We start from the raw sequence: 632 nt of genomic DNA, 5'->3' as shown, positions 1-632 counted from the left end.
GCTGGTGCTAACGCCATATGCATGAGACTCCCTTCTCTTTTGTCCATATCATTAGGCACTTTTTCTAAGGCACTCTTAATCAATTCTTCAAAGGTCATATCTTCACCTCTCTTTCTATAGGGATATCTCCGTGTATGGTTATTGCAGTAAAACTTATATGAAGCCCATCCTCTATATCGGTTATAGTGATATCCTCTATAGACGATATTCTGTCATCTATTAACAAACATTCATGAAGTAATCTAGGTAGCTCTGCTCTTGCTAAATCTTTAGTTTTACCGATTAAATGATTAATCTCTTCTCCATAATTCCACGAAAAGATTAAATACTTGAATCTACTTGTACTTAATGCCAGCAATATACTTTGTTCGATAGCTTTTTTATCCTCGATTATCCCTAATATTTTCTTACTTTCAAAATCTATATAAAAAGTTTTAGAAGGCATAATATTATTTTTCATATCCACTTCTAATAAACTTCGATTACTTTGCGGTATAAGAGATTGTGACATTGGGATCACCTACCTTATCCAAAATAACGTATTCTTCACCTGCCGCACTTACAATAAGCCTATCGCCTACCTTGAGTTTAGGTTGAATAATACAAGTACGTGTAACTTCCGTTAATGAACT

1 protein-coding gene is annotated in these 632 nt (G+C 34.0%); it reads right to left on the bottom strand.

Going from position 1 to position 632, the window contains the following annotated elements:
* Positions 1-94 precede the first annotated feature (94 nt).
* Positions 95-511 (bottom strand): DUF2634 domain-containing protein, encoded by a 417-nt coding sequence (locus tag H8718_RS21200; RefSeq protein ID WP_249334882.1) that lies wholly within the window; start codon positions 509-511, stop codon positions 95-97.
* Positions 512-632: the final 121 nt, after the last annotated feature.

Source organism: Zhenhengia yiwuensis (assembly GCF_014384995.1).
Lineage (GTDB): Bacteria > Bacillota > Clostridia > Lachnospirales > Cellulosilyticaceae > Zhenhengia > Zhenhengia yiwuensis.
Note: the sequence above shows the minus strand (reverse complement) of the source record. Positions and strands in the feature narration are given on the sequence as shown.